General features: G+C 67.8%; 21 protein-coding genes. 13 read left to right on the forward strand and 8 right to left on the reverse strand.

Features of this window, described 5'->3' with window-relative positions; genetic code table 11:
• The first annotated feature begins 129 nt into the window (after positions 1 to 129).
• Positions 130 to 2,172, forward strand: coding sequence for an NAD(+) synthase (locus F6Q13_RS06440; protein ID WP_293054083.1), 2,043 nt, complete (start codon positions 130 to 132; stop codon positions 2,170 to 2,172).
• Positions 2,173 to 2,177: 5 nt separating this feature from the next.
• Here the strand turns inward: F6Q13_RS06440 and F6Q13_RS06445 are convergent, their stop codons facing one another.
• The 3 genes from F6Q13_RS06445 to F6Q13_RS06455 all read right to left on the reverse strand — a co-directional run bounded on the left by F6Q13_RS06445 (position 2,178) and on the right by F6Q13_RS06455 (position 4,679).
• Positions 2,178 to 2,915, reverse strand: a complete 738-nt coding sequence (locus tag F6Q13_RS06445) for a methyltransferase domain-containing protein (RefSeq protein ID WP_293054086.1) — start codon at positions 2,913 to 2,915, stop codon at positions 2,178 to 2,180.
• A 64-nt stretch (positions 2,916 to 2,979) separates the two neighbouring features.
• Positions 2,980 to 3,816 carry an enoyl-CoA hydratase/isomerase family protein gene (locus tag F6Q13_RS06450; protein ID WP_293054089.1) on the reverse strand — a complete coding sequence of 279 codons (837 nt, stop codon included), beginning with the start codon at positions 3,814 to 3,816 and terminating at the stop codon, positions 2,980 to 2,982.
• Positions 3,816 to 4,679 carry a ribokinase gene (locus F6Q13_RS06455; RefSeq protein WP_293054092.1) on the reverse strand — a complete coding sequence of 288 codons (864 nt, stop codon included), beginning with the start codon at positions 4,677 to 4,679 and terminating at the stop codon, positions 3,816 to 3,818. The genes F6Q13_RS06450 and F6Q13_RS06455 overlap by 1 nt, the downstream gene beginning before the upstream one ends.
• 307 nt (positions 4,680 to 4,986) lie before the next feature.
• On the opposite strand from F6Q13_RS06455, the gene F6Q13_RS06460 reads away from it, so the two are divergent.
• From F6Q13_RS06460 to F6Q13_RS06505, 10 genes are all read left to right on the forward strand, one after another.
• Entirely contained in the window at positions 4,987 to 7,053 is a 2,067-nt protein-coding gene (locus F6Q13_RS06460) for an adenylate/guanylate cyclase domain-containing protein (protein WP_293054163.1), read from the forward strand.
• The gene (locus F6Q13_RS06465; RefSeq protein WP_293054094.1) at positions 7,050 to 8,462 is read left to right on the forward strand and encodes a mechanosensitive ion channel family protein; all 1,413 of its coding nucleotides are present in this window, start codon (positions 7,050 to 7,052) and stop codon (positions 8,460 to 8,462) included. The genes F6Q13_RS06460 and F6Q13_RS06465 overlap by 4 nt, the downstream gene beginning before the upstream one ends.
• Positions 8,463 to 8,537: 75 nt before the next feature.
• On the forward strand, positions 8,538 to 9,785 hold the full coding sequence (locus tag F6Q13_RS06470) for a glutamate-5-semialdehyde dehydrogenase (protein WP_293054097.1): 1,248 nt from the start codon (positions 8,538 to 8,540) through the stop codon (positions 9,783 to 9,785).
• 19 nt (positions 9,786 to 9,804) lie between these two features.
• Positions 9,805 to 10,689: a MoxR family ATPase gene (locus F6Q13_RS06475; RefSeq protein WP_293054166.1), complete on the forward strand. Its 885-nt coding sequence runs from the start codon at positions 9,805 to 9,807 to the stop codon at positions 10,687 to 10,689.
• Between the two features lie 11 nt (positions 10,690 to 10,700).
• A complete protein-coding gene (locus tag F6Q13_RS06480; protein WP_293054100.1) occupies positions 10,701 to 12,143 on the forward strand; it encodes a VWA domain-containing protein in 1,443 nt (480 codons plus the stop codon).
• 52 nt (positions 12,144 to 12,195) lie between these two features.
• A complete protein-coding gene (nadD, locus tag F6Q13_RS06485; protein ID WP_293054103.1) occupies positions 12,196 to 12,819 on the forward strand; it encodes a nicotinate-nucleotide adenylyltransferase in 624 nt (207 codons plus the stop codon).
• On the forward strand, positions 12,816 to 13,184 hold the full coding sequence (gene rsfS / locus F6Q13_RS06490) for a ribosome silencing factor (RefSeq protein ID WP_293054106.1): 369 nt from the start codon (positions 12,816 to 12,818) through the stop codon (positions 13,182 to 13,184). The genes nadD and rsfS overlap by 4 nt, the downstream gene beginning before the upstream one ends.
• Positions 13,181 to 13,852, forward strand: a complete 672-nt coding sequence (gene gpgP / locus F6Q13_RS06495; RefSeq protein WP_293054109.1) for a glucosyl-3-phosphoglycerate phosphatase — start codon at positions 13,181 to 13,183, stop codon at positions 13,850 to 13,852. Before rsfS ends, gpgP begins: the two co-directional genes overlap by 4 nt.
• Positions 13,842 to 14,579: a diglucosylglycerate octanoyltransferase gene (gene octT, locus F6Q13_RS06500; protein WP_293054112.1), complete on the forward strand. Its 738-nt coding sequence runs from the start codon at positions 13,842 to 13,844 to the stop codon at positions 14,577 to 14,579. Before gpgP ends, octT begins: the two co-directional genes overlap by 11 nt.
• 4 nt (positions 14,580 to 14,583) lie before the next feature.
• Positions 14,584 to 15,444 carry a DegV family protein gene (locus F6Q13_RS06505; protein ID WP_293054114.1) on the forward strand — a complete coding sequence of 287 codons (861 nt, stop codon included), beginning with the start codon at positions 14,584 to 14,586 and terminating at the stop codon, positions 15,442 to 15,444.
• Here F6Q13_RS06505 and F6Q13_RS06510 read toward each other — a convergent pair.
• From F6Q13_RS06510 to F6Q13_RS06530, 5 genes are all read right to left on the reverse strand, one after another.
• Positions 15,441 to 18,323 carry an RND family transporter gene (locus F6Q13_RS06510; RefSeq protein WP_293054168.1) on the reverse strand — a complete coding sequence of 961 codons (2,883 nt, stop codon included), beginning with the start codon at positions 18,321 to 18,323 and terminating at the stop codon, positions 15,441 to 15,443. The two genes, F6Q13_RS06505 and F6Q13_RS06510, sit on opposite strands and share 4 nt — an antisense overlap.
• 5 nt (positions 18,324 to 18,328) lie before the next feature.
• A complete protein-coding gene (locus tag F6Q13_RS06515) occupies positions 18,329 to 18,769 on the reverse strand; it encodes an MmpS family transport accessory protein (RefSeq protein WP_293054118.1) in 441 nt (146 codons plus the stop codon).
• 183 nt (positions 18,770 to 18,952) lie between these two features.
• Positions 18,953 to 20,008 (reverse strand): dihydrodipicolinate reductase, encoded by a 1,056-nt coding sequence (locus tag F6Q13_RS06520; RefSeq protein ID WP_293054121.1) that lies wholly within the window; start codon positions 20,006 to 20,008, stop codon positions 18,953 to 18,955.
• Between the two features lie 77 nt (positions 20,009 to 20,085).
• Positions 20,086 to 21,192: an acyl-CoA dehydrogenase family protein gene (locus tag F6Q13_RS06525; RefSeq protein WP_293054123.1), complete on the reverse strand. Its 1,107-nt coding sequence runs from the start codon at positions 21,190 to 21,192 to the stop codon at positions 20,086 to 20,088.
• Positions 21,193 to 21,217: 25 nt separating this feature from the next.
• A complete protein-coding gene (locus F6Q13_RS06530; protein ID WP_293054125.1) occupies positions 21,218 to 22,378 on the reverse strand; it encodes an acyl-CoA dehydrogenase family protein in 1,161 nt (386 codons plus the stop codon).
• Positions 22,379 to 22,570: 192 nt separating this feature from the next.
• Between F6Q13_RS06530 and F6Q13_RS06535 the strand changes: the two genes are divergently transcribed.
• Together F6Q13_RS06535 and F6Q13_RS06540 are read left to right on the forward strand one after the other, a co-directional pair.
• Complete coding sequence (locus tag F6Q13_RS06535) at positions 22,571 to 23,443, forward strand: ComEA family DNA-binding protein (RefSeq protein ID WP_293054128.1); 873 nt, start codon at positions 22,571 to 22,573, stop codon at positions 23,441 to 23,443.
• Positions 23,444 to 23,493: 50 nt separating this feature from the next.
• Complete coding sequence (locus F6Q13_RS06540; RefSeq protein WP_293054171.1) at positions 23,494 to 24,978, forward strand: ComEC/Rec2 family competence protein; 1,485 nt, start codon at positions 23,494 to 23,496, stop codon at positions 24,976 to 24,978.
• The last annotated feature ends 32 nt before the right edge of the window (positions 24,979 to 25,010 follow it).

Raw genomic sequence — 25,010 nt, forward strand, 5'->3', positions numbered from 1 at the left:
CGCCGGCCCGCGAGCGTGCGTGTCGCCGACCGACACGCCGATACGGCAGCGTAGTCTGCGCACGCTCGCAGGTGAGATCAGGCGGTCGGTGTCGCTCGTGGACACGGGCCAGGCGACAATGAGCAGAGGATGGACTTCTACAACGCCTACAGCCAGGGCTTCGTCCGCGTCGCCGCATGCACGCATCACACGGCGCTCGCCGACCCGGCCGGCAATGCCGATGCGGTGCTGCGGCTGGCCCGGGAGTGTCACGACGACGGCGTGGCGCTGGCGGTGTTCCCCGAACTGACATTGTCGGGCTACTCGATCGAGGACATCCTGCTGCAGGACGTGCTGCTGGACGCCGTCGCGGAGGCGCTGCTCGCCGTCGTGGTGGCGTCCGCCGACCTGCTGCCGGTGTTGGTGGTCGGGGCTCCGCTGCGTCACCGGCACCGCATCTACAACACCGCCGTGGTCATGCACCGCGGGGCGGTGCTGGGAGTGGTTCCCAAGTCCTATCTTCCGACCTACCGGGAGTTTTACGAGCACCGTCAGCTGGCGGCGGGCGACGACGAGCACGGCACGATCCGCATCGGCGACATCGCGGCACCGTTCGGCCCCGATCTGCTGTTCGCCGCATCCGACGTGCCGGGTTTCGTGCTGCACGTCGAGATCTGCGAGGACATGTTTGTACCGATACCGCCCAGCGCGCAGGCGGCCCTGGCGGGCGCGACGGTGCTGGCCAACCTGTCCGGTAGCCCGATCACGATCGGGCGCGCCGACGATCGCCGCCTGCTGGCCCGCTCGGCGTCGTCGCGGTGTCTGGCCGCCTACGTCTACGCCGCGGCCGGGCAAGGGGAGTCGACCACCGACCTGGCCTGGGACGGCCAGACGATGATCTGGGAAAACGGGCGGCTGCTGGCGGAGTCCGAGCGGTTTCCCCGCGGTGAGCGTCGCTGCGTCGCCGACGTCGACCTCGACCTGTTGCGTTCAGAACGACTGCGAATGGGCACCTTCGACGACAACCGCCGTCACCACCGCGAGCTCACGCAGCCCTTCCGGCGGGTGGAATTCCTGTTGGATCCGCCCAGCGGCGACATCGGGTTGCTGCGCGATGTCGAGCGGTTCCCGTTCGTACCCGCCGATCCGGCTCGGCTGCAACAGGATTGCTACGAGGCTTACAACATCCAAGTTGCCGGCCTTGAACAGCGGCTGCGCGCGCTGAACTATCCCAAGGTGGTCATCGGGGTATCCGGCGGACTGGACTCGACGCATGCGCTGATCGTCGCCGCACGGGCGATGGATCGGGAAAATCGGCCGCGCAGTGACATTCTGGCGTTCACGCTGCCCGGATTCGCGACCAGCGAACGCACTAAGAACAACGCGGTCAGGTTGTCGCGGGCACTGGGAGTCACCCTTTCCGAAATCGATATCCGCGAGAGCGCCGAGATGATGCTCGCCAATCTCGGCCACCCGTTCGCCCGCGGGGAAAACCTCTACGACGTTACTTTCGAGAACGTTCAGGCGGGTCTGCGCACCGACTACCTGTTCCGGCTGGCCAACCAGCGCGGTGGCATCGTGCTGGGTACCGGCGATCTGTCCGAGCTGGCACTGGGCTGGTCGACCTACGGTGTGGGCGATCAGATGTCGCATTACAACATCAACAGCGGCGTGCCCAAGACGCTGATACAGCATTTGATTCGCTGGGTCATTGCGTCCGGGCAGTTCGACGACGAGGTGTGTGCGACGCTGCAGTCGGTGCTCGACACCGAGATCACCCCGGAACTGGTGCCCACCGGTGCAGAAGAGGAGTTGCAGCGCAGCGAAGCCATGGTCGGACCATATGCGCTGCAAGATTTTTCACTGTTCCACGTGCTGCGCTTCGGGTTTCGGCCGTCCAAGATCGCGTTTTTGGCCTGGCATGCCTGGAGCGACCCCGACCGCGGTGTCTGGCCGCCCGGATTTCCCCAGGACAAGCGGCCGTCGTATTCGCTGAGCGAGATCCGGCACTGGTTGGGGGTATTCGTGCAGCGGTTCTATGCGTTCAGCCAGTTCAAGCGTTCGGCATTGCCCAACGGGCCCAAGGTATCCTACGGGGGTTCGTTGTCGCCGCGCGGGGACTGGCGCGCACCCTCGGACATGTCGGCGCGGGCCTGGCTCGAGGAGATCGACCGCGAGGTCCCCGAGGACTGACAGCGTCACCCGCGCTCGGCGCGCACCGACTGGAACGTGCCGAAACTCCTGGTGTGCACACTGAGGCCGTGATGTCTGAGAACATCGGGGATTTCGTCCTCGCCGAACACGTGGCCCCAGCTTTGCGGTAACGCCCGCGACCACCACGCGCGACGCGCGGCGACGGGCACCATGACAGCCAGCCGCCCGCCGGGCCGCAACACGCGCGCCATCTCCGCCAGCGCCGCAGCCGGGTCGGGGACCAGTTGCAGCACGGCGACACAGGCCACCGCGTCCACCGTCGCGTCCCGCAGCGGGAGCCGCTGCGCGTCGGCCCGCAGGAAACCGACCTGCGGTCCCGGGGCGGCGCGCACCGCGCGGGCCAGCATCGTCTCGGAGATGTCGACGCCCAGCGCCAGCCCGTCGGGGCCGACGGCCCGGCCCAGGGCGGCGGTGACGCTGCCGGGGCCGCAGCCGACGTCCAGTGCGACTCCGCCGGGCGGGATGGCCAGCCAGTCGGTGGGATTGAGCCACGTGGTGAACACCCGGCGCAACACGGCCTGGTTGTAGTCGTAGAGCGTCGCGCCGGCCCGCGAGAGGAAGATCGCCTGCAGCGGTCCGGTGTTCTTCGGTACTGCGGCGTCCCCGGCGCTGCCCAGCAGGTCCAGGTAGCCCTTGCCGGCGTCCGGGTGGGCCGGCGGATCGGTGAGCAACTCCAGCGCCCGCTGCAGCGCGGCCGGCAGCGCGCCGGTCGACTCGGTCATCGGCATTCCTTCGAGTACGCAGAACCGCTTGCGGTGCACAGCCTACCGGCGACGCCGGCGCACATCACAGCCGACCGTCCACCCGTAACTGGGGATGTACCCAGCCAGGACAACGTCTTTCCCGGAACGCGACAAAGCCCTCGACGGCCTCGGGTCCCTCGATGCTGGCCGCCATGCCGATCCGGTCGTAAAGACCCAGGTAGTTGTCCAGGCTGGCCTTCACGACGCGCCGGGCTCCGGGTGCGGTGCGGCAACACTGCGCCAGCACGTCGCGCGCCATGTCCATCAGGTCGTCGTGGGCCACCATCCGCGCGACCATGCCCCACTCGACGGCCTCGGCGGCGGTCAAGGTCCGGCCGGTGAACATCAGGTCGCGGGTGCGGACGGGCCCGATGATGCGGGCCAGCATCTGGCTGTAGTACGTGTCGGCGATGCCGCGGTACAACTCCGGAACCCGAAACGTCGCGCGGTCGCTGACCACTGCGACGTCGCTGCACAGCACGATCTGCAGTCCGCCGCCCTGGCACAGCCCGTTGACCGCCGACACCACCGGCTTGGCCGATGTGCGCAGCGCGTCGAACGGGGTGATGTCCATCGACAGGGCCGAGCCCCACGGCATCCAGTTGTCACCGGGATCGCCTGGCGACCCGCTGCGCCCGCCGCCGAGGTCGCCGCCCGGTGTGAACACGTCGCCGGTTCCGGTGATCAGCAGCCCGGCCAGGTCGGGGTCCGCGTCGACCCGCGCGATCGCGTAGCGGATCCCGAAGTACATCGCCGGGGTCATTGCGTTGCGTGCCTGCGGACGGTCCAGCGTGAGGATCGCGAACGGGCCCTTCCGGGTGAACGTGAGGAATTGAGTCCCCAACCAATCGCCCTCGGGCGGACGCGGGGCTGTCGGCATCACGAGCCTCCTTCGAGGTTGGCCAGCATCTTGTCGATGGCCGCGCTCACCGGCGCGCAGTCGCCGGCTCCGGGCACCAGCGTCGCCAGCGCCCCGGCCGCGCACGCCCGCCGCAGGGCGTCCCGGCGGCCGGAGATCCAACCGGCGGCCAGCACACCGGCGAACACGTCACCGGCCCCGGCGGTGTCGACCACCTCCACCGCCGGTGCCGCAATCGTGCACTGCCGGCCGGCGCCGATGTAGGTCGCACCCGCAGCGCCCCGGGTGATCACCCGGTGCGGGACCGGCCAGGTCCACTGTTCGGATTCGGTTTCGTTGACGACCAGCACCTCGGTCAGCTCGGCCAGCTCCGGCACGGCGCGGCCGGCCGGCGAGGCGTTGACCATGACGACCGCCCCGGCCGAGCGGGCCTCCCGGGCGGCCGACACCGCCGTGGCCACCGGAATCTCCAACTGCAGCAACAACACCTCGCAATCGGCGACGATCCCGCGCAGGCGCGCCGAGTCCAAGGTCAGCTGCGCGCCCACGCCCGGCGCGACGACAATCATGTTTTCGCCGTCGGAATCCACTGTCACGACGGCGGATCCGCTGGGACCGGTGAGGGTCACCAGACCGTCGGTGCCCACGGCGTTCGAAGTCAGATAGGCGCGCAGCTGCTCGGCCGGCGCGTCGTCACCTACCGCCCCGACGAACTGCACCCGGGCGCCCGACCGCGCGGCAGCCACCGCCTGATTGGCGCCTTTTCCGCCGGGCGTCGAGGCGACCGACATCGCCAGCACGGTCTCACCCGGGCGCGGCAACGCCTCGACGGCCAACACCGTGTCCAGGTTCACGCTGCCCACCACGCAGACCCGTGTCGTCATGGCGCCGACGTTAGGGAGTCGCGGGTAGTCGCACAATGCCGCCACAATGCCGCCACAATGCCGCCACAATGCCGCCACAATGCCGCACAATGCGGCGCAGGCGGCACAGTACGATGTGTCTCAATTTATCCACTGCCGCGGGCTGGTGTGCTGCGTGGCCTGCGCCGTGTGCGGCGCGGCGGCGAAAGGAAGCCGATTGGACCCGGGCAAGCTCACCGACCAGCGGGCGGGCGGCACAACCTCTCCTCCCCAACGGGGTCGGATTCGGCGGTTTTCGCGGGTGAGCATCCAGTCCAAACTGCTGCTGATGCTGCTGGGGTGCAGCGTCGTGTCGGTGGCGGTGATCGGCGTCGTCGGATACCGGGCCGGACATGGCGCACTGCGCACCTCGGCGATCGACCGCCTGGTCGAGCTGCGCGCGTCTCAGAAGCGGGCGATGGAGTCGCTGTTCACGGACTTGACGAATGCGCTGGTCATCTACAGCCGTGGCGACACCGCGGTGCAAGCGGTGGCCGCGTTCAGCGCCGGCTTCGACCAGCTGGCCAACGCGCCGATCAGCCCTGCCCAGCAGCGGGCCGTGGTCAGTTACTACAACGAGAAAGTCGCCGCGCCGATCGAGCGCATCACCGGCGACAAACCGGCCGTGGACCTGTTGCTGCCGGCGTCGAACGCACAGAGGTACCTCCAGGCTCACTACACCGCACCGCTCCCGGAAGGCCATGACCCTGCGCCGGCTGATGACGCGGGCGCGGGCAACGCCTGGGCGGCCGCCAACGCGCGTTTCGACGGCCACTTCCGCGAGATCGTCACCCGCTTCGAGTATGCCGACGCGTTGTTGCTGGACAAGAACGGCAACGTCGTCTACAGCGAGGGCAAAGGACCCGACCTGGGCGCCAATATCCTGACCGGCCCCTATCGCGGGTCCAATCTTCGAGACGCCTACCAAAAGGCGCTGGCAGCCAACTCTGTCGACTTCGTCTGGATCACCGACTTCCAGCCTTACCAGCCGCATCTCGATGAGCCCACCGCCTGGTTGGTCTCCCCGGTGGGCACCGACGCAAAAATCGAGGGTGTTTTGGCCCTGCCGCTGCCCACCTGGCAGATCAATCGGATCATGACCGCCGACAAGCAGTGGAAAGCCGCCGGGATGGGTCGCACCACCGAGACCTACCTCGCCGGTCCCGATAATCTGATGCGGTCGGACTCGCGGTTGTTTTTACAAGACGCCGGGGCATACCAGCGCGCAGCGGTGGCCGCCGGAACACCACCCGATGTGGTGGCCAAAGCGCTCCGACTGGACACCACTATTCTCGTGCAGCCCGTCGCGAGCGCAGGCCTGGCCGCCGCTCAACGCGGTCAGACCGGAGTGACCAGCGCCACCGGCTATCTGGGTAATCGTCAACTGGAGGCCTATGCTCCGCTGAACGTGCCGAATTCAGATCTGCACTGGTCGATCCTGGCCACCAGAGACAACTCCGAGGCGTTGGCGCGGGCGACGTCATTCACCAAAACAATCGTCCTCGCAGCGACCGGGATAATTTTCGCTATCTGCGTGGCGTCGATGGTGCTGGCGCGGCTCTTCGTGGGGCCGATCCGCCGGCTGGAGGCCGGCACCCGACGGATCAGCGGCGGCGAGTACAACGTGAACATCCCGGTGACGTCGCGCGACGAAATCGGTGATCTGACAGCGGCTTTCAATGAGATGAGCCGGACTCTGCAGATCAAAGACGAGCTGCTCAACGAGCAGCGCAGAGAAAACGACCGCCTGTTGCTGTCGCTGATGCCGGAGCCGGTCGTGCAGCGCTATCGGGACGGCGAGCAGGTCATCGCCGAGGAGCATCAAGACGCCAGCGTCATCTTCGCCGACATCGTCGGGTTCGACGCCATGTCAGAGGATCTGTCCGGTGACGAGTTGGTCGGTATCGTCGACGACTTGATCGGGCAATTCGACTCGGCGGCCGACACGCACGGCGTCGAGCGGGTTCGCACCTTGCACAACAGTTACCTCGCCAGCTGCGGGGTGACGACTCCGCGGCTGGACAGCGTGCAACGAACCGTCGATTTCGCGCTGGAAATGCAGCACATCGTCGATCGGTTCAACAGCCAGACCGGCCACAGCCTCGGCCTGCGAGCCGGCATCACCACCGGCAAGGTCGTCAGCGGACTGGTCGGCCGCACCAGCGTCACCTACGACATGTGGGGCGCAGCGGTCAACCTGGCCTACCAGATGCACGGCGGCGCTCCGCAGCCCGGAATTTACGTCACCGCCGAGGTTTACGATGTGATGCGCGACATCCGGCAGTTCACACCGGCCGGTACGATCACGGTCGGCGCAACCGAGCAGCCCGTCTGGCGGTTGGCGGAGCGGCAATGACGTTGTTCGAGTCGTGGTTTTACTGGGCCGTCGGCATTGCGGTCGGATTGCCGGTCGTGCTGATCATTCTCACCGAGAGCCAGCACGCACTGATGCGCCGGCGAAGCCTCCTGGCCAGGCCGGTGGGGCTGATCCGCAACTATCTGTTGCCACTGGGCGCGCTGTTGCTGCTCATCGTCAAGGTGGCCCAGGTCCCGCTGCAGGACAACGCGGTCCGGTTGCTGGCGACGGCGTGCAGCTTCGTGATGTTGGTGCTGTTGCTGTCCGGGCTCAACGCCACCATCTTCCAGGGCGCGCCGGAGAGCTCCTGGCGCAAACGCGTCCCCGCCATCTTCTTAGACGTCGCCCGTCTCCTGCTGATCGGCGTGGGCCTGGCGATGATCTTGTCCTACATCTGGGGCGCGCGCATCGGCAGCGTGTTCACCGCGCTCGGGGTGACGTCGGTGGTCATCGGCCTGATGCTGCAGAACTCCGTCGGCCAGATCGTCTCGGGCCTGTTCATGTTGTTCGAGCAGCCGTTCCGCATCGGCGACTGGCTGAAGACCCCTGCAGCGCAGGGCCTTGTCGTCGAAGCGAATTGGCGCGCTGTGCATATCGACACCGGCCACGGACTGCAGATCACCCCGAACTCGGTGCTGGCCACTACCTCGTTCACCAATCTGAGCCGCCCGCCCGGTGCGCACAAGCTGGCGATCACGACCACGTTTTCGGCCGCCGACCCCCCCGACCAGGTGTGTGCGATGCTGTCGCGGACCGCCCGGGCGCTTCCGCAACTGGGCCCCGAGGGCACAGCCACCTCGATTGCGCTCGGCGGCGCCCAGTACCGCACGACCATCGGACTGTCGTCGCCCGCCGACGACGGCGCCGCCCAGGCGACGTTCCTGCGCTGGATTTGGTATGCCTCGCGGCGGGAGGGGTTTCACCTCGACGGCGTCGCCGATGACTTCTCCACGCCCGCGCGAGTGGAGAAGGCCATTCGAACGGTGGTCGCGCCGGCCCTGCGGCTCAGTCTCCCCGAACAGCAGTCCCTGGTTCCGCATGCCAGACTCGTCCGCTACGGCGCCGGTGAAGTCCTCGAACACGCCGACGACGTGCCGACGACGATGACCTTTCTGGTCGAGGGCAGCGTTCAGTTGACCGCGACAGCCCAGGACGGCTCGCCGATCTCGGTAGCCACGCTGGGTGCGGGGTCGTTTTTGGGTTTGACCGCACTGACCAGGCAACCCAATCTCGCCGGCGCCTTCGCGCTCGCCGAAGTGACGGCCGTGCTCATCGACCGTGACCAACTCGAACGTCTCGTCATGCGCAAACCGCTGCTGCTCCACGACCTCGGCCGCATTATCGACGAGCGGCGCAGCGGAATATCGCGGGCCGAAACCCAGGGATCCGCCGAGCGCCACCACCGGTAGGCGCGGGCGCCGGTGCGCAATCTCGGGCGACCGGGCCAGCGCAGCCGGCGATCCGCGGCCCGATACCCTGGGTTGATGAGTCTGCAAGCACCGCTGCGCGCTGACCTGCGTCACGAGGTTCACGACGCCGCGCGGCGCGCCCGGGTCGCCGCGCGCATCCTGGCGTCGACGCCGACGGCGGTCAAGAATCACGCGCTGCACGCCGCGGCGGACGCGGTCATCGCCGGCGCCGAGGTGATTTTGGCGGCCAACACCGACGATCTCGCCGCGGCCCGCGCCGTCGACACCCCACCAGCCATGCTGGACCGGCTCGCGCTCAACCCGCAGCGCATCGATGCCATCGCCGCCGGTCTGCGCCAGGTCGCCGACCTGCCCGACCCCGTCGGGGAGGTGCTGCGCGGCTACGCGCGGCCCAACGGGCTGCAACTGCGCCAGCAGCGGGTCCCGCTGGGCGTGGTCGGCATGGTCTATGAAGGCCGGCCCAACGTCACCGTCGACGCGTTCGGCCTGGCGCTGAAATCCGGCAACGCGGCCCTGCTGCGCGGCAGCTCCTCGGCGGCCAAATCCAACCAGGCGCTGGTGGCGGTGCTGCGCGGCGCGCTCGGCACCGCCGGGCTGCCGGCCGACGCGGTCCAGCTGCTCGACAGTTCCGATCGCGCCACCGTGACCCATCTGATCCAGGCCCGGGGGCTGGTCGACGTGGTGATCCCGCGCGGGGGAGCCGGCCTGATCGACGCGGTGGTTCGCGACGCGCAGGTGCCCACGATCGAAACCGGGGTCGGCAACTGCCACGTCTACGTCGACCGGGACGCCGATCTCGACGTCGCCGAACGCGTGCTGCTGAACTCCAAAACCCGTCGGCCCAGCGTGTGCAACGCCGCCGAAACGCTGCTGGTCGACGCGGCGATCGCCGGTGCGGCGATGCCGCGGCTGCTGGCGGCCCTGCGCGACGCCGGGGTGAGCGTACACACCGACGCCTCCGACGACGAGCTGCGCCGCGAGTTCCTCTCGATGGACATCGCGGTGGCGGTGGTCGACGGCGTCGACGCTGCGATCGCCCACATCAACGAGTACGGCACCGGCCACACCGAAGCCATCGTGACGACCAATCTTGCTGCCGCGCAGCGTTTCACCGAGGGCGTCGACGCGGCCGCGGTGATGGTGAACGCGTCGACGGCGTTTACCGACGGCGAACAGTTCGGTTTCGGCGCCGAGATCGGCATCTCCACCCAGAAGCTGCACGCCCGGGGCCCGATGGGGCTGGCGGAGCTGACCTCGACCAAGTGGATCGTCTGGGGCGACGGCCACACCCGTCCGGCCTGACGATGAGGAGATTCCCATGGTGAGTGTGCCCGCCCGGCCCATCCCGCTGTTCACCGACATCGACGACGTCGGTCGTCGGTTGGCCGAGACCGGCTACCTGCCCGACACCGCGACCATGACCGCGGTGTTTTTGGCTGACCGGCTGGGTAAGCCGTTGCTGGTCGAAGGGCCGGCCGGGGTCGGCAAGACCGAACTGGCCCGGGCGGTCGCGCAGGCCACCGGATCGGAGCTGGTCCGCCTGCAGTGTTATGAGGGCGTCGACGAGGCCCGCGCGCTCTACGAGTGGAACCACGCCAAGCAGATCCTGCGCATCCAGGCCGGTTCCGGGGACGGAAGCGACTGGGACAGCACCAAAGACGATGTGTTCAGTGAGGAATTTCTGCTGTCCCGGCCGCTGTTGACCGCGATCCGGCGCACCGGTCCGACGGTGCTTCTGGTCGACGAAACCGACAAGGCCGATATCGAGATCGAGGGCCTTCTGCTGGAGGTGCTGTCCGACTTCGCGGTGACCGTGCCGGAGCTGGGCACCATCACCGCCACCCGGGCGCCGTTCGTCGTGCTGACCTCCAACGCCACCCGTGAGCTGTCCGAGGCGCTCAAACGACGGTGCTTGTTCTTACACATCGATTTTCCCGGGCCCGAGTTGGAACGCCGGATCTTGTTGTCGCGGGTCCCCGAACTTCCGGCGCACCTCGCCGACGAGCTGGTGCGCATAATCGGTGTGCTGCGCGGGATGCAGCTCAAGAAGGTGCCGTCGGTGGCCGAGACCATCGACTGGGGACGGACCCTGTTGGCGCTCGGCCTGGACACCATCGACGACGCGACCATCGCCGCCACGCTGGGTGTCGTGCTCAAACACCAATCCGACCAGCAACGTGCCGGGGCAGAGCTCCGGCTGAACTGACGCGCATTCGAATGACCCCTCGCCGAGTACGCCCCGCTCAGCCGCTGGCCCCCCACGGCCTGCCGGGGCATTTGGTGGGCTTCGTCGAAGCCCTTCGCGGCCAGGGCATTTCGGTGGGACCGTCGGAGACGGTGGACGCCGGACGGGTGATGGCGACGCTGAGCCTCGCCGACCGGGAGGTGTTGCGTGAGGGCCTCGCCTGCGCCGTGCTGCGCCGCTCGGATCACCGGGAGACCTACAACGCATTGTTCGACCTGTGGTGGCCGGCGGCGTTGGGTACCCGGGCGGCGGTCGCCGCCGGAGAAGCGGCAGAAGCCGACCGGACGCTGGATCCCGAGGATATCGAAGCGATGCGGCAGATGCTGGTCGATCTGCTGACCGAAAACCCCGGCCTCGCCGACCTGGACGAGCAGCTGGTGGCCATGATCGCCAAAATCGTTGAGGCTTACGGCAAATATCAATCCAGCCGTGGCCCGTCGTACTCGTCTTATCAGGCGCTCAAGGCGATGGCGCTGGACGACTTGGAGGGCCGGCTGTTGGCGGGCCTGCTCGCCCCGTACGGCGACGAACCCACACCTACCCAGCAGCAGATCGCCAAAGCACTTGCCGCGCAGCGGATCACCCAGCTGCGCAGACTGGTCGACGCCGAGACCAAGCGACGCACCGCTGAGCAGCTCGGCCGTGACCACGTCCAGATGTACGGTATCCCCCAGCTGGCCGAGAACGTCGAGTTCCTGCGCGCCTCGTCCGACCAGCTGCGCCAGATGCGCCGCGTGGTGGCGCCGCTGGCCCGCACATTGGCCACCCGGCTGGCCGCTCGCCGTCGCCGGGCCCGCGCCGGCGCGATCGATCTGCGCAAGACTCTGCGCACATCGATGTCGACCGGCGGGGTACCGACCGACCTGGTGCTGCGCAAACCCCGGCCGGCCCGACCCGAGCTGGTGGTCCTCTGCGACGTGTCCGGATCCGTCGCCGGGTTCAGCCACTTCACCCTGCTGCTGGTACACGCTCTGCGTCAGCAGTTTTCCCGCGTCCGGGTCTTCGCGTTCATCGACACCACCGACGAGGTGACGCATCTGTTCGGACCCGAGGCCGACCTGGCCGTGGCGATCCAGCGGATCACCCGCGAAGCCGGCGTCTACACCCGCGACGGCCATTCCGATTACGGCAACGCGTTCGTCTCGTTCACCGAGCGGTTCCACAACGCGCTCTCGCCGCGCAGCTCGTTGCTGGTGCTCGGCGACGGCCGCACCAACTACCGCGACCCGGCCAGCACAGTGCTGGCCCATCTGGTGGCCGCCAGCCGGCACGCGCATTGGCTCAACCCCGAGCCCCGGCATCTGTGGGGCAGCGGCGATTCGGCAGCGGTGCGGTATCAGGAGGTGATCACCATGCACGAATGCCGGTCGGCCAAGCAGCTGGCCGCGGTGATCGACCGCCTGCTGCCGGTCTGAGCGCGCCCAGCGTCACGTGGGCGTGGCGGCTGCTCCAGTAAGCTGGCAGATCGTGCAAAAGCGCCGCAGGCTGGGAGTGATGGGTGGGACGTTCGACCCCATCCACAACGGCCATCTGGTCGCTGCCAGCGAGGTGGCCTACCGCTTCGGCCTCGACGAGGTGGTGTTCGTGCCGACCGGCCAGCCCTGGCAGAAGGAGCGACAGGTCAGCGCCAGCGAAGACCGGTATTTGATGACAGTGATCGCGACCGCAGCCAATCCCTGCTTCTCGGTGAGCCGGGTCGACATCGATCGCGGCGGACCCACCTACACCAAGGATACGTTGCGTGACCTGCGCGCGCTCAATCCCGACGCTGAGCTCTACTTCATCACCGGGGCCGACGCGTTGGCCGCCATCTTGTCCTGGCAGGACTGGGAGGAGCTGTTCGCGCAGGCCCGCTTCGTCGGGGTGAGCCGGCCGGGCTACGACCTGGGCCGCGAACACCTCGCCGGGGCCCTCGATGGATTGCCCGCGGATGCGTTGGCTCTCGTCGAGGTCCCCGCGCTGGCGATCTCGTCGACCGACTGCCGCCGCCGCGCCGCCGAGGGCCGGCCGCTGTGGTACCTGATGCCCGACGGTGTGCTGCAGTACGTGTCCAAGCGGCGGCTCTACCGCACGCCACGGGACGGGGCATGACGGCCAGCCCGGAGGCCATCGACATGGCGACGGTCGCCGCCGGCGCCGCCGCGGCCAAACTCGCTGCCGATGTCGTCGTCATCGACGTGTCCGGGCAGCTGGTCATCACCGACTGTTTCGTGATCGCCTCTGCCTCCAACGAGCGCCAGGTCAACGCCATCGTCGACGCCGTCGAGGAGAAAATGCGCCGGGCGGGATACCGTCCGGCCCGCCGCGAGGGTGCCCGGGAAGGCCGCTGGACGCTGCTGGACTACGTCGACATCGTCGTGCACATCCAGCACCAGGCCGAACGCGACTTCTATGCCTTGGACCGACTGTGGCGGGACTGCCCGGTGGTGGCGGTGGATCTGGAAGGCATCTCGTGACGACGCGCCGGCTGGTCATGCTGCGCCACGGCCAGACCGATTTCAATCTGGGCAGCCGGATGCAGGGTCAACTGGACACCGAGCTGAGCGAGCTGGGCCGCGCCCAAGCGGTGGCCGCGGCCGAGGTGCTGGCCAAACGCCAGCCGCTGCTGATCGTGTCGTCGGATCTGCGGCGGGCCTATGACACCGCCGTCGTGCTGGGCGAGCGCAGCGGATTGCAGCCGCGCGTGGACAAGCGGCTGCGCGAGACCCATCTCGGTGACTGGCAGGGCATGACCCATGAACAGGTCGACAGCAGCGCCCCGGGCGCCCGGCTGGCGTGGCGCGCGGACGCCACCTGGGCGCCGCACGGCGGGGAGAGCCGGGTCGACGTGGCTGCCCGCGCCCTGCCGGTGGTCGCCGAATTGGTGGCGGGCGAGCCGGAGTGGGACGCATCCGATGGGCGTCCGGTGGTGCTGGTCGCCCACGGCGGGTTGATCGCCGCGTTGACCGCCGCGTTGCTGCGGCTGCCGGTGGAGCATTGGTCCGCGCTGGGCGGGATGGGCAACGCCAGTTGGACACAGCTGTCCGGGCAGTGTGACGACGGTGGCGACGCCGACGTGGACCGCATCAGGTGGCGTCTCGATGTGTGGAATGCCTCGGCACAGGTCGCCGGCGATGTCGGGTGAGTCCCGTCCCGTCCTGCTGATTTTCGCCGACTCGCTGGCCTACTACGGCCCGCGGGGCGGCCTGCCCGCCGACGATCCTCGTATTTGGCCCAATATCGTCGGCGCACATCTGGGTTGGGATGTCGAACTGATCGGCCGTATCGGCTGGACCTGCCGCGACGTGTGGTGGGCGGTCACCGAGGATCCGCGGGCCTGGGCGGCGCTGGCCCGCGCGGGGGCGGTGATCTTCGCGACCGGCGGCATGGATTCGCTGCCCTCGCCGTTGCCGACCGCGCTGCGCGAGCTCATCCGCTATGTGCGGCCGCCGCGGCTGCGGCGGCGGGTCCGTGCCGGCTACGGGTGGTTGCAGCCGAGGCTCTCGCCGGTGGCCAGGGCCGCATTGCCGCCGCACCTCACCGTCGACTATCTCGAAAAATCGCGCTTTGCAATCGATTTCAATCGTCCCGGCATCCCGATCGTGGCGTCGCTGCCGCCGGTGCACAGTGCTGAGAGTTACGGCAAAGCTCACCGCGGCCGGGCCCGAACCGCCGCGGCGATCGCGCGGTGGGCGCAGCGCCACGACATCCCGGTGGTCGACCTGAAAGCTGCGGTCAGCGAGCACATCCTGAGCGGAAGCGGCAATCCCGACGGTATCCACTGGGACTTCGCGGCGCACCGGGCCGTTGCCGAGGCGATGCTCGAGGCGCTGGCGCGCGCCGGCGTGTCCCACAGCGAGAAACGGCGCTGAAATCGTGGCTGTCGTGGTGGTCACCGACTCGTCGTCGCGCTTGCCGGAAGAGCTGCGCGACAGGTGGGCGATCCGCCAGGTTCCCCTGCACATCCTGCTCGGCGACCTCGACCTGCGCGACGGCGTCGACGCGGTACCCGACGATCTGCATGCGCGCGACGACGCGACCACCGCCGGGGCCACCCCGGCCGAACTGTCCGAGGCCTATCGGCGGGCCCTGGCCGACAGCGGCGGCGATGGGGTAGTGGCCGTTCACCTTTCGGCGGCGCTGTCGGGGACCGTGGGCGCCGCTCGGGCCGCCGCCGCCGACATCGGTCCGACGGTGCGGGTGATCGACTCGCAGTCGGTCGCGATGAATACCGGCTTCGTCGCGTTGGCCGCGGCCCGGAGCGCGGCCGGCGGCGCCGACCTGGACACCGTGGCGCGGGCCGCGGCGGCGTCGGTGCGCCGCAATCACGGGTTCGTCGTGGCGCACCGGCTGGACAACCTGCGCCGCAGCGGCCGGATCAGCGGGGCCGCGGCCTGGCTGGGCACCGCGCTGGCGCTCAAGCCGCTGTTGCGCACCGAGGAAGGCAAGCTTGTTCTGGCGCAACGGGTTCGAACCGCCGGCAAGGCAGTGGCGGCGATGATCGATGGGGTCTGCGAGATCGTCAATGCCCAACCCGCGGACCGATCCGCAGCGCTTGCGGTGCACCATGTGGCTGATCCCGACGGCGCCGCCAGAGTCGCCGGGGTGCTGGCCGAGCGGCTGCCGGCGTGTGCCCCAGCGTTGGTGACCGAGCTGGGCCCGGTCTTGGCGTTGCACGTCGGCGCCGGAGCGCTCGCGGTCTGCATCGAGCTGGGTGTCGAATTGGGTGCGGCCTAATCGCTCGGCTTCCCGGCCAGCACCGCCATGGGGGCGGTGTCGTCGCCGACGGGCTTACGGCGCGGACGCACGTTGTCGGAGCCGCGCGGATGCACTACCTGGGGCCACCAGAACCAGCGTCCCAGCAGCGTGGCGATCGAGGGCATGAGCAACGTGCGCACGACCAGGGTATCCATCAAAAGACCGATACAGATCGTGGAGCCCATTTGTCCGATGACCTGCAGGTCACTGCCGAGCATGGCGGCCATGGTGAAGGCGAAGACTAAACCGGCGGCGGTGACTACCCCGCCGGTGCCCGCCATCGACCGGATCGTGCCCGTCTTGAGCCCGGCATGCAGTTCCTCTTTGAAACGCGAGACGAGCAGCAGGTTGTAGTCGGATCCGACGGCCAACAGGATGATGACCGACAGCAGCATCACCAGCCACTGGATTTTGATGCCGAACAAATCTTGCCAGATCAGCACCGAGAGTCCGAACGAGGCGGCGATCGAGCTGGCGGCGGTGGCGACGATTACTATCGCGGCGACCAGGCTGCGGGTCAGCAGCAGCATGATCATGAAGATCAGGGTCAGCGCGGACACCACGGCGATCAAGAGGTCGTCTTTTGCGCCGTCGTGCATGTCTTTGAAGGTTGCGGCGGTACCGCCGAGGTACACCTTGGCATCCGACAGGGAGGACTGTTTGAGAGCTTCCTGCGCGGCTGTGCGCACCGGGGCGACCCGCGAGATGCCTTCCGGAGTCATCGGATCGGATTGGCTGGTGATGATGAATTGCGCCGACTTGCCGTCCGGTGACAAGAACAACTTCAGACCGCGTATGAACTCGGGGTTACCGAAGGCTTCCGGCGGAAGGTAGAACAAGTCGTCGTTGTGCGCGGTGTCGAAGCTCTGGCCCTGCACGATTGCGGTGTCGCTCATGGCTTCCATCTGGTTGATCAAAGCCTGGAAGGTGCTGTGCATGGTCAGCGTCAGCCCTTTGCTGGTTTTCATGGCACTGATCATCGGCGGGATCAACGTGAGCATCTCTCGCGTCGCATCAGCGCTTCTGGTCAGATCGGTAGCCAGGTAGTGGAAGTTCTCGGCGAGCTTGTCGAAGCCATCCAGCGTGTCCCAGATCGACCGCAGCGACCAGCAGATAGGAATATCGAAACAGTGTTTCTCCCAATAGAAATAGCTGCGGAGCGGTCGCCAGAAGTCGTCGAAATCCGCCACATGGTCGCGTATTTCGTCGGTAATCACCGCGGTTTGTTCGGCCACCTTGGCGCTGTCGGTGATGGAGTCGGCCAGGTCTTGTTGGACTTTGTACATGCGCTCCAAGAGGTCGATCTGGACCTGCATTTCGTCGGCCAATTTCAGCATGTCGGCGGTTCGGTCCTTGAGGAATTGCATGTTCTGCATCAGCATCTGCGGCTGCAAGCTGTTGGCGAACGCCAGCGAGCTGTGTTGCAGCGGGATGCCCAATGGTCTGGTGATGTCTTGGACCATCGCAATGCCGACCGTGCGAATGACGTTTCTGGCCACCTTGTCCAAAACCAGCATGTCGGCCGGATTGCGCATATCGTGCTGGGCGACGATCAACAACAGATCAGGATTCAGCCTGGCCTGGGCGAAATGCCGGAAGGCCGCCGCATAACCGAGATTGGCGGGGGCGCTGCCGGGTAGGTAGTTGCTGTCGTTGTAGCTGGTGGTGTAGCCCGGCAGGGCCAGCATGCCCACCAGCACGACCGCGGTGCTGGCGGCCAGGATCGGCACGGGCCAGCGCACGACCGCGATACCGACCCGCCGCCACAGTCGGCCCGCGCCTTTGCCTTTGGGTTCGAACAAACCGAATCGCGAGCCGACCACCAACAGTGCGGGCCCCAGCGTGACCCCGGCGGCGACTACCACCAGCATTCCGATCCCGACCGGGGCGCCCATGGTGTAAAACCAGGGCAACCGGGCGAAGACCAGGCAGGCGGTGGCCCCGGCTATGGTCAGGCCGGAACCGACGACTACTGGGGCGACTCCACGAAACGTTGTGTAGTAGGCCGTTTCGCGATCCTCGCCTGCCCGGCGTGCTTCCTGGTAGCGGCCGATGAGGAAGATCCCGTAATCGGTGCCCGCCGCGATCGCCAGCATGGTCAAGATGTTGGCGGCGAACGTGGTCAGCCCGAACACGTCGTGGTAGCCCAAGACCGCGACCACACCTTTGGAGGCCTGTAAAGAAATCCCGGTCATGAACAGCTGCACCAACGTGGTGGCGATGGAGCGGTACACCAAAAACAGCATGACGGCGATCGCAACGAGGGTGAACGTCGTGATCTTGGCCAGGCTGTTATCGGCGATCACGTGGATGTCGGCGGCGAGAGCCGCTTGGCCCGTGACGTGGGCCTGCACTCCCGGCGGCGGGGGTGTGCGCTCTATCACCTCACGGACTGCGTGGACGGATTCGTCCGCCTTGGTCGTGCCGAGCTCGCCGGCAAGGTTGATCATCACGTAAGCGCTTTTGGCGTCGGCGCTTTGCACCCCGGCTGCGGTGAGCGGATCTCCCCAGAAGTTCTGAATGTGCTCGACATGGTCGGGGTCCTGCGACAGTTGACGCATCAGGTTGTCGTAGTAGCGGTGCGCTTCATCGCCCAGGGGCTGCTGGCTTTCCAGGACAACCATGACTGTGCTGTTGGAATCGAACTGGCGGAAGTTTTTGCCCAACAGCCGCATGGCTTTTACCGATGGGGCCTCTTCGGGAGCCATCGGCGCGGAATGTTGTTCACCGACGACTTCCAACCGCGGCACCGTGGTGGTCACCACGACGGTCAAGGCAACCCATCCGAGGATGACCGGCACTGCGAACCGGCGGATGATCCGCGGGATGACTGGTTGGTGCATGAGTTCGCTCCTCATGTGGGTCACGCGGATTTCACCAGGCAGAACGTCTGAGCGTTGTGACCGTCGGCATTCTTTTCGTCGCGCACGACGCCGTCCACGGTGATGCGGCAACGGATTTGGTCAGCATCGCCCTGCACCATGATGTTGGCGCTGACCGCGGGCAGGGTCGTGCTGAACGTGTAGGACCACGGCAGCGCGGCGGCGTTGACCTGATGGGTGTTGGCGTCGGCATCCCAGTAGTTGATGTCGGCGCTGGTTCCCGGCGGTCCGAGTACCTCGTAGACCACGACCTTCGGGTTGAACTGCACGATCTGGATTCCCGCGTTGGCGTTGGCGTTGAGGTCCTGCGAACCGAATATCCGGTGCAGCCGCGACACGATCAGACCCGACACTGCCAGCACTATGACCAGGACCAGGGGTATCCAGGCACGCTTGGCCGCTCGGACAAGTGTGCTTAGCATGGCCGCCCCTCCTGTCGTGCGTCGATCGATCGTCCGCAAGCCGGCGGAACCTTCGCTCGGCTAATAATCCTAGCCGTAGGGCACGGCAGCGTTCCGTGGGGTCACACGGGTCGGCTTGCGATCGCCGCGGGGCCAGATGGCGGCGACCCGCTGCGCCCGGCTTCACCGGGCTTGCGATCGCCGCTAGATAGCCACCCGGCCGGTGATCGGCGGCAGATCCGCCAGGGTCACGATCCCGGGGTTGGCCGCCACAACCGCGGGCAGCGCGTTGGTGACCGGCATCGCGGTGTAAATCATGCCCAGGCCCATGAAACCCGGTTCGGCCCAATCCCGCGGCGGCAGACAATGGATCACCGTACGCATGTTGGGCAGGCCGAACACCTGGATGACATGGCCGTGTTCCAGCGGTTTGGGCGGTGTGACGTGGTCACCCATGATCCAGTTGAAACCGACGCTGACGACGTTCTTCGCACCCGTCCACCCACGGTGATAGCCGTAGACGCCGCCAACGGTTCCGGCCGGGATCGTCATGAAGCCCAGGTCGGTGTCGGCGGTGGCCGCGGTGAACTCGACGTCGAAGGTCATCGTGTCCAGCGGTGCCCCGATCGCGTCGGCCATCATCGCCGCCGCCTCGGCGAAGACTGCGCTTTCGCGGCGCACACTGTCGGCCAGTCCCGGTGTGTGGGGGTCTTGCGCGAACCCCATCGCGGTCTGGGTATCCGCCGATGCGTAGGTCGAACAGTCGACCGACTCGGTGATCCGAATCTCGTCGACACGCTCGCAGGCGGCGGACAGGACCATGCCGACCAGATTCGTCATGCCCGGGTGCGCGCCGCTTCCGAACATCGTCGACCCGCCCCGCCGGCAGGCGTCTGCGATCCGTTGGCGATCCTGCGGTGTCTGCTTGCCGCCGGTGATCCATGCTGCGCTGGAGCACACGTTGACGCCGGCTTCCAGAAGCCGGACCAGCTCATCGATGTTGGGCCACAACGGGTTGTAGCAGCAGGCGTCGGGTTTCAGGGCGAGCAGCGCCTCGATGTCGTTGGTGGCCCTCACCCCGGTCGGCTCCTGCCACCCGCACAGTTCGGCAGCGTCGACGCCGACCTTGTCCGCGCCATGGGCATACACACCGACCAGCTCCATGTCGGGTCGCCCGATGATAGCGTGCAGCGACCGTCGTCCGACGTTGCCGGTGGTCCACTGAATCACGCGCAGCGGTCGGTCAGTGGTGGTGCTCATGCGGCTCCCTCTTCTGCGTCTGCTCCCCAGCCGGTGGTGACCAGCGGCCGCCGCGCCGGCCGTGCGCCTGATTACCCCTACAGCGTGACGACCTCGTGGTCGGCGAGGTGCTCGACCAGAACGCGCAGCTGGTCCTGCGATGACCCGAGCGTGTGCTCGATGGCGGTAAGCCGGGCCGCGTAGTGGCCGACCGGGTACTCGGCGGTCATCCCGATACCGCCGTGCAGCTGGATCGCCTCCTGGGCGATGTGCCGACCTGACCGGCCGACCTGGAGCTTGGCCCGCGCCGCGATCACCGGGTCGCAGGAGCCGTCGGCGATCGACATCGCCGCGTAGAGGTTCATGCTGCGGGCCAGCTCCAGCGAGACGTACATGTCAGCGGCGCGCTGGGTCAGCGTCTGAAATTTGTTCAGCGTCACCCCGAACTGCTTGCGGGTCTTGAGGTAATCGGCGGTCAGCCGGAGCGCTTCGGCCATGGCGCCGACGGCCTCCGCGCACAACGCCGACTGGAGGCGGATGACCGCGTCGCGGATGGCTTTGGAGGCGTCGACCGCGTCCCCGAGCGGTTCGGCGGGCGTGTCGTGCAGGTCGACTTGGGCACCGCGGTGACCGTCGAACATTTGGTAGGGACGTCGCGTGACGGCATCTGCCTGGACTAAGAACAGCCCGGCACCGCCGGCGGGCAACGCGGCGCTGACCACCAGGGTGTCGGCACAGTGGCCGGCGAGCACCGGGTTCTTGCGCCCGCTGAGCAACCACGAATTCCCGTGCCGCTCAGCGCGCGTGCTCGGTAGATCAGTGGCCGAACGGATGCCGGGCTCGGTGTGCGCGAACGCCAGCAGCCGCTGACCCGCAGCGACCTCCTCGAGCAGCTGTTTTTGCGCGGCGGTTCCCAATTCGGCGATGATCGCGCCCGGCCCGAGCGCTGCCTGCACCACCGGTTCCGGTGCCAGCCGGCGTCCAACCTCTTCGAGCACCAGCATGATTTCGATTTGACCCGCCTCGGTCGGATCGAATCCGAGGGACAGGATCCCGACGTCGGCGAGTTGACCCCACACGTCGCGGCTCCAGCCCAGATCGGTGCCGACGGTCTTGTTGCGGCTCTCCAGGTCGTAACTACGCGAGAGCAGGTTGCGGGTGGTGTCGCGAAGCAGCGTTTGTTCGTCGCTGAGCTGGAAGTCCATGGCCGCGTCTACGCTCCTCTCCGCATTACAAGCCCAATATCGTCGACGCGATGATGGTGCGCTGCACCTCGTTGGTGCCGCCGTAGATCGAGGTCTTGCGGAAGTTCAGATAACGCGGCGCGCTGCGTTGCGCCCAGATCGGCGAGGCGATGTCCTCGCCTGCTTCGAACGGCAAGGCGTCCGGGCCGGCCACCTCGACGAGCAGTTCGGTGGCGATCTGCTGAAGCTGGCTGCCGCGCAGTTTGAGCACCGATGACGCCGGGTTGGGTTTGCCGTCCGACGAGTCCGACGCCACCCGCATCTGCGTGAGTTCTAGTGCCAGTAGATCATTTTCGGCTTCGGCTAGGCGGGCCGCGAAGAGTGGGTCATCGAGCAAGCCGGTGTCGGCGGCCCGCTGCTTGACCTCGGCAAGGCGGACTTTGGTTCGGCCCACCCCGGCGATGCCGGTGCGCTCGTTGCCCAGCAGGAACTTCGCATAAGTCCAGCCCTGATTTTCTTCTCCGACAAGCTGATCGGCGGGCACCCGGACATCGGAGAAGAAAACCTCGTTGACCTCGTGACCGCCGTCGATCAGCTTGATCGGGCGCATCGTGATCCCTGGGGTGTCCAGGTCGATCAGCAGAAACGAGATCCCGGCTTGTTTCTTCGGTGCCTGCGGGTCGGTGCGCACCAGACAGAAGATCCAATCGGCGTACTGGCCCAGCGTCGTCCAGGTCTTCTGGCCGTTGACGACATAACTGTCGCCGTCGCGTACCGCCGTGGTGCGCAGCGACGCCAGGTCCGAGCCGGCTTCGGGTTCGGAGAATCCCTGGCACCACCAGATGTCGAGGCTGGCCGTGGGCGGCAGGAAGCGCTGTTTGGTTTCCTGAGAACCGAATTCGGCGATCACGGGGCCGACCATCTTGGCGTTGAAATTCAGCGGCTCCGGCACCGAAGCCAACTGCATCTCGTCGAGCCAGATCTGGTGTTGCGCGGGTGTCCAGTCCTTGCCTCCCCACTCCACCGGCCAGTTGGGCACTGCCAGGCCGTGCTCGTGCAGGATCTTGTGGCTGGTGACCATGTCGTCGCGGCTCAGGGGCAGGCCCAGCCGTGTCCGCTCCCGGATATCTGCGGGAATCTTCGTCGAGAAAAAGCTGCGCAGTTCGTCGCGAAAGGCGGCTTCCTCGGCGGTGAGGGCCAGTTGCACAGCAGTCTCCTCTGTTGGATGAACCGGGGGTCCCGGCTTGCCACGTTAGCGGTATCGACCGATCGGTGATTCGGTGACCCGGCGTGAGGGGACCCGCGGCCGTTGTGCACAGTCCGGAGTTGATGCACAGCGCGGGGTCGGGACGCGGTGCGTGGGCAGTGTTGCGGCGGTCGGTGCGCCTACGGTCGGCGCATGCGAACAGAACTGCCCGCCGAGCGGCTCCGCCGACGACTCGGCGCCCGACCCGATACCGACCCGGCCGACGACTTGGCCGACGGCGCATCCCACGGCGCATCCGACGGCTCAGAGCACGATCCTGATGGCGCCAATGACCAGAACTCGCTGCTGCCACGCTGGCTTCCCGACGGATCGGCGCAGCGCGCAGCGGGCTGGTGGACCACGGTACGCGCCGACCCGGGTCGCGCCGGCGCCACCGCGCTGGCGGCGATCGCGGCTGTCGCGGTGCTGATCACCGTGTTCACCGTGATCCGCGACCATCCGGCACCGGTCGCGTCGGCCAAGCTGCCCCCGGTGGAGATGGCGTCGAGCCACAAGCCCACCGCCGACCCGTCGGCGGGTCCCGCGCAACCGGTGGTGGTCAGCGTGGTCGGCCTGGTGCACACCCCCGGGCTGGTGACGCTGGCACCGGGCGCCCGCATCGATGACGCGCTGAAGGCGGCCGGCGGCGCACTGGCCGGCGCGGACACGATCGGCTTGAACATGGCCCGTCAGGTCAGTGATGGTGAACAGATCGTGGTCGGGATCGCGCCCACCAAAGGCCAGCCGTCGGTCTTGGGCAGCTCGGTGAACCCGGGCGCGGCGGCCGCGGCAGCGCCGGGCAAAACCACGCCGCCGAGCCCGGCAAAGCACGGCGAGGCGATTGACCTCAACACCGCGACGGTGCAGCAATTGGACGCATTGCCCGGTGTTGGGCCGGTGACCGCGGCCGCGATCGTGGCGTGGCGCGACGCCAACGGCAAGTTCAGCAGCGTCGACCAGCTTGCCGAGGTGGACGGTATCGGACCGGCGCGCTTGGAGAAGCTGCGTGCGCTGGTCCGTGTCTGAACCCGGTGCCCAATCCATCGGGCGGCCGGCCGGTGTCGCTGGGGCTCGATCTGCGGCTGGTGCCCGCCGCGCTGACCGGCTGGCTCGTCACGGCGGCCGGGATCGTCTGGCCGGTGGGCGACGTCCTCGCCGCGACGGGCGCCGCGATCGGCCTTGCCACCGCGGGGTTGGCGACGGTCATGCGGCACCGGCCGCGGGTGCGGGCGGTCAGCGCCGCACTGGCCGCTGTCGGTGTCGTGGCTGCCGGTTTCGGGTTCGCGATCGCCGTGCGCGGCAATGCGGTCGCTCACCACCCGATCACCGCGGCGTACGGCACGGCCGCACAGGTGACGGTGACGCCCAGTGAAAGCGCACTGTCGCTGAGCCGGGGCCGAGTCATGATCCGCGCGACTCTGCACCAGGTCAATGGCCGCGAAGCATCCGGCCGGGTGGTTGTCTTCGCCAGGGCATCGGATTTCGGGGACGTGATGGTGGGTCAGCCGGTGCGGTTCCGGGCCCGGATCACCCGCCCTACCCGTCACGACCTGACGGTGGCGACCCTCAATGCGATCGGGGAGCCGACAGTGGGCCGCGCGGCGCCGGTGTATCGGGCTGCGCAGGCCGTCCGCGACCGGTTCGCCGCCGCGGCCCGCCGCGAGTTGCCGGCCGAGCAGGCGGCGATGTTGCCCGCACTGGTGCTCGGCGACACCTCCGCGGTCACGACCATGACCAGCCGGGAATTCCGGGTTGCCGGGATGACGCACCTGACGGCGGTCTCCGGGGCGAACGTGACCATTGTGTGCGGGGCGGTGCTGTTCTCGGCACGGCTGATCGGGCCGCGGGCGGCGGTGGTGCTGGCGGCGCTCGCGCTGGGGGTGTTCGTCATCGTGGTGCAACCCACGGCGAGCGTGCTGAGAGCGGCGGTGATGGGAGCTATCGCGCTGGCCGGTGTGTTGTCGTCGCGTCGGCGTCAGGCTCTTCCGGCGCTTTCGGCCGCTGTGCTGGCGTTGATGGTTGCCGCGCCGCAGCTGGCCGTTGACGTCGGCTTCGCGCTGTCGGTGGTGGCGACCGCCGCGCTGGTGCTCATCGCCCCGGTGTGGTCGCGGCGTCTGGTGTCGGCCGGGTGGCCTAAATCGCTGGCCGACGCGGTGTCTGTGGCCGGCGCTGCGCAGCTGGTGACCGCCCCGCTCATCGCCGGCATCTCGGCCCGGGTCAGCCTGGTGGCCGCGGTCGCCAACCTGGCGGTGGCGGCGTTGATCGCGCCGATCACCGTGCTGGGCAGCGCGGCGGCAGCGCTGTGCGTGTGCTGGCCGGCCGGTGGTTCCGTGTTGATCCGCTTCACCGGCCCGGAACTGTGGTGGGTGTTGCACATCGCGCACTGGTCGGCCGCGCTGCCGGCGGCCAGCGTTCCCGTTCCGTCCGGGTTGGGCGGTGTGGTGCTGGTCGGCGCCGTCGCGGTGCTGGTGGTGAGCCTGTGGCGCTGGCGGTGGTTTCGCACGACGACAGCGGTTGCCGGGTTCGGCCTGCTGGCCTGGGCGTTGTTGCGGCTGGTCTGAGCCGAGCGTGGCGGCCCACGCGGCGAGCGTGA

The organism is Mycobacterium sp., assembly GCF_008709575.1.
Classification (GTDB): Bacteria; Actinomycetota; Actinomycetes; order Mycobacteriales; family Mycobacteriaceae; genus Mycobacterium.

What these genes read in the sequence shown, in the direction of transcription:
- F6Q13_RS06535 (WP_293054128.1), top strand. Translation starts at nt 22,571, where the DNA reads ATGCGAACAGAACTGCCCGCCGAGCGGCTCCGCCGACGACTCGGCGCC.
- F6Q13_RS06455 (WP_293054092.1), bottom strand. Translation starts at nt 4,679, where the DNA reads ATGACGACACGGGTCTGCGTGGTGGGCAGCGTGAACCTGGACACGGTG.
- F6Q13_RS06460 (WP_293054163.1), top strand. Translation starts at nt 4,987, where the DNA reads ATGCTGCTGGGGTGCAGCGTCGTGTCGGTGGCGGTGATCGGCGTCGTC.
- F6Q13_RS06445 (WP_293054086.1), bottom strand. Translation starts at nt 2,915, where the DNA reads ATGACCGAGTCGACCGGCGCGCTGCCGGCCGCGCTGCAGCGGGCGCTG.
- F6Q13_RS06450 (WP_293054089.1), bottom strand. Translation starts at nt 3,816, where the DNA reads ATGCCGACAGCCCCGCGTCCGCCCGAGGGCGATTGGTTGGGGACTCAA.
- F6Q13_RS06520 (WP_293054121.1), bottom strand. Translation starts at nt 20,008, where the DNA reads ATGAGCACCACCACTGACCGACCGCTGCGCGTGATTCAGTGGACCACC.
- F6Q13_RS06515 (WP_293054118.1), bottom strand. Translation starts at nt 18,769, where the DNA reads ATGCTAAGCACACTTGTCCGAGCGGCCAAGCGTGCCTGGATACCCCTG.
- F6Q13_RS06440 (WP_293054083.1), top strand. Translation starts at nt 130, where the DNA reads ATGGACTTCTACAACGCCTACAGCCAGGGCTTCGTCCGCGTCGCCGCA.
- F6Q13_RS06510 (WP_293054168.1), bottom strand. Translation starts at nt 18,323, where the DNA reads ATGAGGAGCGAACTCATGCACCAACCAGTCATCCCGCGGATCATCCGC.
- F6Q13_RS06465 (WP_293054094.1), top strand. Translation starts at nt 7,050, where the DNA reads ATGACGTTGTTCGAGTCGTGGTTTTACTGGGCCGTCGGCATTGCGGTC.
- F6Q13_RS06470 (WP_293054097.1), top strand. Translation starts at nt 8,538, where the DNA reads ATGAGTCTGCAAGCACCGCTGCGCGCTGACCTGCGTCACGAGGTTCAC.
- octT (WP_293054112.1), top strand. Translation starts at nt 13,842, where the DNA reads ATGTCGGGTGAGTCCCGTCCCGTCCTGCTGATTTTCGCCGACTCGCTG.
- F6Q13_RS06480 (WP_293054100.1), top strand. Translation starts at nt 10,701, where the DNA reads ATGACCCCTCGCCGAGTACGCCCCGCTCAGCCGCTGGCCCCCCACGGC.
- rsfS (WP_293054106.1), top strand. Translation starts at nt 12,816, where the DNA reads ATGACGGCCAGCCCGGAGGCCATCGACATGGCGACGGTCGCCGCCGGC.
- F6Q13_RS06525 (WP_293054123.1), bottom strand. Translation starts at nt 21,192, where the DNA reads ATGGACTTCCAGCTCAGCGACGAACAAACGCTGCTTCGCGACACCACC.